General features: G+C 38.0%; 9 protein-coding genes. 2 read left to right on the forward strand and 7 right to left on the reverse strand.

Annotated elements, in window-relative coordinates:
* From BBROOKSOX_RS08180 to BBROOKSOX_RS08205, 6 genes are all read right to left on the reverse strand, one after another.
* Positions 1-302, reverse strand: a 302-nt coding sequence (locus BBROOKSOX_RS08180; RefSeq protein WP_139660858.1) for a helix-turn-helix domain-containing protein, incomplete at its 3' end; no start/stop codon positions are given.
* A 438-nt stretch (positions 303-740) separates the two neighbouring features.
* On the reverse strand, positions 741-3,179 hold the full coding sequence (locus BBROOKSOX_RS08185) for a galactose-binding domain-containing protein (protein WP_139660860.1): 2,439 nt from the start codon (positions 3,177-3,179) through the stop codon (positions 741-743).
* Between the two features lie 290 nt (positions 3,180-3,469).
* Positions 3,470-3,790, reverse strand: a complete 321-nt coding sequence (locus BBROOKSOX_RS08190) for a DUF6172 family protein (protein ID WP_139660862.1) — start codon at positions 3,788-3,790, stop codon at positions 3,470-3,472.
* Positions 3,791-3,849: 59 nt separating this feature from the next.
* Positions 3,850-4,107, reverse strand: a complete 258-nt coding sequence (locus tag BBROOKSOX_RS08195; protein ID WP_139660865.1) for a hypothetical protein — start codon at positions 4,105-4,107, stop codon at positions 3,850-3,852.
* Positions 4,104-4,247, reverse strand: coding sequence for a hypothetical protein (locus tag BBROOKSOX_RS08200; protein ID WP_180323922.1), 144 nt, complete (start codon positions 4,245-4,247; stop codon positions 4,104-4,106). Before BBROOKSOX_RS08200 ends, BBROOKSOX_RS08195 begins: the two co-directional genes overlap by 4 nt.
* Before the next feature lie 182 nt (positions 4,248-4,429).
* The gene (locus tag BBROOKSOX_RS08205; RefSeq protein ID WP_139660867.1) at positions 4,430-4,864 is read right to left on the reverse strand and encodes a hypothetical protein; all 435 of its coding nucleotides are present in this window, start codon (positions 4,862-4,864) and stop codon (positions 4,430-4,432) included.
* A gap of 705 nt (positions 4,865-5,569) precedes the next feature.
* On the opposite strand from BBROOKSOX_RS08205, the gene BBROOKSOX_RS12155 reads away from it, so the two are divergent.
* A complete protein-coding gene (locus BBROOKSOX_RS12155) occupies positions 5,570-5,794 on the forward strand; it encodes a hypothetical protein (protein WP_257607812.1) in 225 nt (74 codons plus the stop codon).
* Entirely contained in the window at positions 5,791-6,015 is a 225-nt protein-coding gene (locus BBROOKSOX_RS12160) for a hypothetical protein (protein ID WP_257607813.1), read from the forward strand. Before BBROOKSOX_RS12155 ends, BBROOKSOX_RS12160 begins: the two co-directional genes overlap by 4 nt.
* A gap of 64 nt (positions 6,016-6,079) precedes the next feature.
* Here BBROOKSOX_RS12160 and BBROOKSOX_RS08215 read toward each other — a convergent pair whose 3' ends face one another.
* Positions 6,080-6,517: a hypothetical protein gene (locus BBROOKSOX_RS08215; protein WP_139660869.1), complete on the reverse strand. Its 438-nt coding sequence runs from the start codon at positions 6,515-6,517 to the stop codon at positions 6,080-6,082.
* Positions 6,518-6,836 lie beyond the last annotated feature (319 nt).

Raw genomic sequence — 6,836 nt, forward strand, 5'->3', positions numbered from 1 at the left:
ATTTTAATCTTTTTATCTAATTCCAAGCGTCCCATGATTTGTTCAGGACTCCAATATTCTTTTAGCTTTTCACTAATGTGGTTTTTAACGGAATCTGTGAGTTTGATGACCTTATTTTTCTCTTGATGTCGTTCGTCAGCAAGCCTGTTAGCTTGCTTATGGCGATAGCCTCTTTTACCAGTATTGCGAGATAATTCTCTAGAAATAGTTGATTTGTTTCTACCCATTGATTTGGCAATAAAGGTTTGGTTGTATCCTTGTTTGTTTAGTAGGTAAATATGGTATCTTTGTTCGCAGGTCAATTGCGTATATTTTTGTATGTTTCACTCCTTTTTCTTGTCGGATTAAAGAGTGGTTAATATACCCTTTGAGCGACTAATTGAGTGTTGCACTTATGATGTGAATCTAAGTATTGCGCTCTTTACATCATTCCTAATTTATTAAGAGACTGAATTGTGTAATTTTTTTCAGCTTTAAAGATATCAAATATATTTTCTTCAAAATGAATGATTAACCACTAGCGCATTACAACCTAAGTAAGCAGCAACTGAAACACTTTTACTGGTTTTTTTATTTAAAGAGACCTTTGCATAAATAGGAATAATCATCAGAAACCCAATTTTCACCCACTTGGCGATTTTTTAAACCCAGCCTTAGCCCTGCTAGGACAAGGTTTAAAGAAATCACCAATTGGGCAAAAATTGGATTTTGCTAATCATCCCTATTTATGCAAAGGTCTCTTAAAGATCAACGCCTATAACTTGAACTTCTGCTAAAGACAGATAGTTCTTGTCAAGCAATTGGATTCTAACATAGCGACCTTGTTTGCCTGATCCGTTTAATTGAATGATTTTTTTGGGATTAGGCGCAACATGAAAGTCTTGTTGATAGGTGTGGGTGCTGAAGTCTGCTTTATCAGAAATACTAACTTGGTAGTTGCTTAGTCTATCTGCACAGCAATCAGTGCGGTTGTAGATAATGATTTGACTGATCTTTTTCCTGCTGCCTAGATCAACCTGCCACCAAGCACCTTGTTCATTGTTGGTATGGGTTGTGCTAGCATTTCCGAATTTACCATTGGTATTACCATCGACTGCATAGCCAGCAAAAGTAAGAAGGTCGCGTGGATATGTGCTGGATTGTGTGGCAGGTTTTCCAAGCGCTAGATTATGACCAGAGGCATATGCGCCTCCATAATTTGGGTTACCCCATGTCCTGATTGAGCCATCGGACTTAACAGCGCTAAAGGCAAATGCATTTGAATAAATCGCGATATAGCCTTTGTCAGTGGGTGTGTTTATGATTTCAACCTTTGGCACTTCCCACGACCAATTATCTAAGCCACCCCATGTTGTAATTGAGCCATCGGCTTTCAGGGCGGCAAAGGCCCACTCAGCTGAATAAATCTTGGTATAGCCTTTGTCAGTGGGTGCGTTTGCGCCTCCAGAATTTGAGTCACCCCACGCCTTGATTGAACCATCGGCTTTAAGGACAGCAAAGGCAAATGCAGTTGAATAAATCTTGGTATAGCCTTTGTCAGTGGGTGCGTTTGCGCCTCCAGAATTTGAGTCACCCCACGCCTTGATTGAACCATCGGCTTTAAGGGTGGCAAAGGCACTATCAGTTGAATAAATCTTGGTGTAGCCTTTGTCAGTGGGTGCGTCTGCGCCTCCAGAAATTGAACTACCCCACACCTTGATTGAACCATCGGCTTTAAGGGCGGCAAAGGCATACTTGGTTGAATAAATCTTGGTATAACCACTGCCAGAGGGCGCACCTGAACCTCCATAATCCAAATCACCCCACGCCGTGATTGAACCATCGGCTTTAAGGGCGGCAAAGGCATTATCAGTTGAATAAATCTTGGTATAACCTTTGTCAGTGGGTACATTGGGTGCGTCTGTACCTCCAAAATATAAGTTACCCCATGCCTTGATTGAGCCATCGTGTGTAAGGACGGCAAAGGCCCTTCTATTAGAATAAATCTCAGTATAGCCACTGCCAGAAGGTGCGCCTGTGCCTCCAGAATATGAGGCACCCCACGCCGTGATTGAACCATCGGCTTTAAGGGCGGCAAAGGCATATCCAGTTGAATAAATTTTGGTATAGCCACTGCCAGAAGGTGCATCTGCGCCTCTAGAATATAGGCTACCCCACGCCGTGATTGAACCATCGGCTTTGAGGGCGGCAAAAGCATATTCATTTGAATAAATCTTGGTGTAGCCACTATCAGTGGGTGCTTTTTTGTCTTCAGGATCTGGAATACCCCACTCCACGATTGAAGCGTCGTCTTGAATGGCAGCAAAAGCCGTCTTATTAGCATAATTTGGCACATTATTAAACCCACCAAAATCATTCCGAGCACTAGAATAATTCACCTTAGCAAAATGCAAAGGATCAACACCTATAACCTGCACTTCTGCTAGAGACAGAAAGCCCTTGTCAAGCAACTGGATTCTAACATAGCGACCTTGTTTACTTGGTGCGTCTAATTGAATGATTTTTTTGGGATTGGGCGCAACATGAAAGTCTTGTTGATAGATGTGGGTGCTGAAGTCTGCTTTATTAGAAATACTAACTTGGTAGTTGCTTAGTCTATTTGCACAGCAATCAGTACGGTTGTAGATAATGATTTGCTTGATATTTTTTTGACTGCCTAGATCAACCTGCCACCAAGCACCTTGTTCATATTCAGTATGGGTTGTACTCTTATTTAAGAAATAGCCATCGGTGCTACCATCCACTGCATAGCCAGCAACAGGATTGATAGAGTGGTATAGATATGTGCTGGATTGTGTGGCAGGTTTTCCAAAGGCTAGATTAACAATATCAACAGCAATAACAACAGTTGCAGTGTCCTTACTAAAGGGACCAGTTGCTGTTACAACATAAGTCACTGGATCAGAGACAACAATTGGTGTTCCAGAGATGGTTCCAGTTTTTGTATTAAGGGATAAGCCACTGGGAGCAGCAGGAGAAATTGAATAATAAGAAACAGCACCACCTGTATTGGTGATGGTAATAGGTGTAATAGCAGCGCCAACAGTAGCACTAACATGATTGATACTGATTGTAATGTGTGGAGCTGGCACAATACTAAAAGCATTCAAAGAGACTGACATGATGGCAACTGCAAGGAATTTAGTTAGTTTGTTTAGTGTATTTGTTATGTTTTTCATTTTCAAAAAAATAATGATTAAGAAACTTAACTGTAACAGTTAAAAACAATTTTGTCAACAAAAGCAAGCAAATAAACGCAAGAAAAAGCACAAACTTAAAAACAATCGCTTATAAATTCAAAACTTAATGAGACCTTTGCATAAATAGGGATGATTAGCAAAATCCAATTTTTGCCCAATTGGTGATTTCTTTAAACCTTGTCCTAGCAGGGCTAAGGCTGGGTTTAAAAAATCGCCAAGTGGGTGAAAAGTGGGTTTCTGATGATTGTTCCTATTTATGCAAAGGTCTCTTAATCTAGAAAACTTTCTTCCTTTTTTTCTGCTTCAGGTTTTTTAGCTCGCACACCAGGCTTAGATAAAACCTCCAAGAAAAAAGAATCCAAACCCTCTGCATCAGCCTCTGAGATTACTTTATTAATTTCAGAAACATGAATCACGCCACAAGAAGCCTCGTTAGCGCCATAGCGGCAATCAAAGTCCCAAAAATCTACCTCTTCAGGTCGTTTTTTATTACGCTCACGCTTAATGTATTTTTTAAGCTCGTATTTGATGGCTTCAACCACTCTGGGTCTTTGTTTTTTGGGGTGTGAAAAGTTGAATGTTTTTTTCATGCTGTCTCTAGATAATATTAAGACCTTGATTATATTGTATTATCAAGTTACCTTACAAACTATAAAATAGATTTATGGATTGTAAGTAGTGACTTTAAGGCTAACCTCACTGGCAATAGAAATGTATCTTGGCTAATATTTGGCTCCTCTTCTTGTGCCACTTTAAATTCTTCATCATTTAAAAAATGTGGGAATTTTGAATTTATCTCAAAGGCAAGTACCAAAGAGTGTCCGCTGGATGGGTAGTAATTATGATGCTTTTTGCCACCCTTTACCTGTGCTGTAAAATTAAGTTGTATCTCATGCTTTTTTCTCAACCTTCGCTTTGAAATTCTATAGTGGCATAATTACCACTTAAAGTGTAAGAATCACAAAATTTCATACCTATAGCAGTACCGCCAAAACTATAAGTAACACTACCTTCCGAGCCAGTCGTAGCCCCAGAAGTGTCTTTCACAACAAACTTACTTGATATTTTAGGACAGAGCAATCCGAGTGGAGAGTTTCCCAATACTCTCAATCTAACTTGTCTGAAGATAACTTAAATTCAAACCAAGTATTATTGACTAAACGAACAGTGGTCAACAAACCCACAATAAGCTATCCTTGTGATTTTAAAATGATATAAATATATGTTGCTTATGAAATCTCTTTTATAAAAAGTCGTAAATAAACTGGATGCCCGCTCTTTGGACAATAATTTTTATTCCAGTTACCATTATCAATTTTAGCTTGAAAATATATTGAGAATAATTTAGGATGAGAAGTGTTAAACTGACAATAGTTATTACCAAAATACGGGTCACAAAACTTGGCAGTAAAGGTAACATCGGTAGTAGAATTATCACCCTCTTCATTGGTATCAGGAACTGCAACCTGATATGTGACAGTTCCTTCCGACCCTGAAGGAACATCTGAAGAGAGCTTCTCCATAACAAATGAAACATTTTTAAAAGGGGCAATGGTCAAAGGCGGCATAGATTCCCAACAACCACGCGTCTCAGTTTTACTCTTAAACTTTAAAGTAGAATGTGTATCATTGTATAATTCTATATATATTGAAAAGTCTGACATCGGTAAGTAGCTCCTAAATTTATTTTTATTTTAAAAATTCAAACACCCAGCCCCTAATGCGACTCTCCTGCGTTTGATATATATTCTAACACTTTTGGCTTGAAATAATAGCCTAATTTAGTCAAACACATTTCAAGCCACTTTTTTCAATTGAACTGTCTTTTGAGCGGGTGTCAAACCCCTAAAGGAAAGGCAATGAGTCATTGCTTATAATCTCACTAGGGTAAGCGAATGTTTATAAGAATTTAATGGAGACCTTTGTATAAGAGACCTTTGCATAAATATGAATAATCATCAAAACGCCATTTTTCACCAACTTGACAATTTTATGAAACACAGTCATAGCTTTGCTATGACTATATTTCATAAAATCACCAAGTCGGCATTTTGCTAATCATCCCTACTTATGCAAAAGTCTCTATAAATAGGAACAATCATCAGAAACCCACTTTTCATCCACTTGGCAATTTTTTAAACCCAGCCTTAGCCCTGCTAGGACAAGGTTTAAAGAAATCACCAATTGGGCAAAAATTGGATTTTGCTAATCATCCCTATTTATGCAAAGGTCTCTAATGGTAACTTAGGGGTTTTTGTTGGTTTTTTTGTTGAAAAAAAATAAGTTTTTTTGAGGTTAGTTTTGGAGGGTAATGCAGGGGGCTTCTATATTGTGCTATCAAGTTACCCTGCAAACTATAAAATAGATACATGGATACATGGATTTTTCAAAAAAAATTATCAAGCCTTAAACAGAGTCATCTGTATCGCTCAAGAAAAATATCTGAAAATACGCAACTGATTATCAATGAGCAATCCTTAATAAATTTTTGTTCAAATGATTATCTGTCGCTTGCCAAGCACCCAAAAATCAAACAAGCCTTCAAACAAGGGATTGATAAATTTAGCTCTGGTGCTGGCGTGCATCGCACTTGATTAGCGGGCATACATCCGCACATCAGGCATTAGAAGAAGCGTTGGCTAATTATACGAGGCAGGAAAAAGCGTTGTTGTTTTCAACGGGTTATACGGCAAATATGGGCGTGTTTTCTGCACTTAGAGATGAACTTGATTGGGTCTTGCAAGGCAAACTCAACCATACATCACTGATTGATGCAGATAACTTAAATTCAAACAAAGTATTATTGACTAAATAAACGGTGCTAGAAAAATCACAACAAACCATCCTTGTGAGTTTAAAATAATATAAATATATTTTGCTTATAAAACTGGGTGCACAAAAAACTTTAGATGAAGTGGATGTCCGCTATCTGGACAATAATTTTTATTCCAACCATGATTATCAATTTCAGCTTCAAAATATATTGCGAATAATTCGGGATGAGAAGTACTAAAATAACAATAGTTATTACCGACAGAATACGAGTCACAAAACCTAGCAAGAAAAGTAACATCGGTAGTAGAATTATCGCCCTCTTCATTGGTACTAGGAACTACAACATGATATGTGACAGTTCCTTCCGACCCTGCAGCAGCCATTGAAGGGTCTTGCATAGAAAATGAAGCATCTTTTTGAGAAGGGGTAATGGCAGGAGGTGGCGACACCTTCCAGCTGCCATGCACCGCAGTTGTACTCTTAAGCTTTAAAGTATAAGGTGTATTATTGTAAAAATCCATATATGTTGAAAGATTTGACATCGGTAAGTTGCTCCTAAGTTTATGTTTATGTTTATGTTTATTTTAAAAATTCAAACACCCAGCCCCTAATGCGACTCCTGCGTTTGATATACATAGAGACCTTTGCATAAATAGGGGTGATTAGCAAAATCCAATTTTTGCCGAATTGGTGATTTTATGAAATATAGTCATAGCCAAAGCTATGGCTGTGTTTCATAAAATTGTCAAGTTGGTGAAAAATAGCGTTTTGATGATTATTCATATTTATGCAAAGGTCTCACATATTATAACACCTTTGGCTTGAAATAATAGCCTAATTTAGTTAAACACATTTCAAGCC

This window comes from bacterium endosymbiont of Bathymodiolus sp. 5 South, from assembly GCF_900128535.1.
Taxonomy (GTDB): domain Bacteria; phylum Pseudomonadota; class Gammaproteobacteria; order PS1; family Pseudothioglobaceae; genus Thiodubiliella.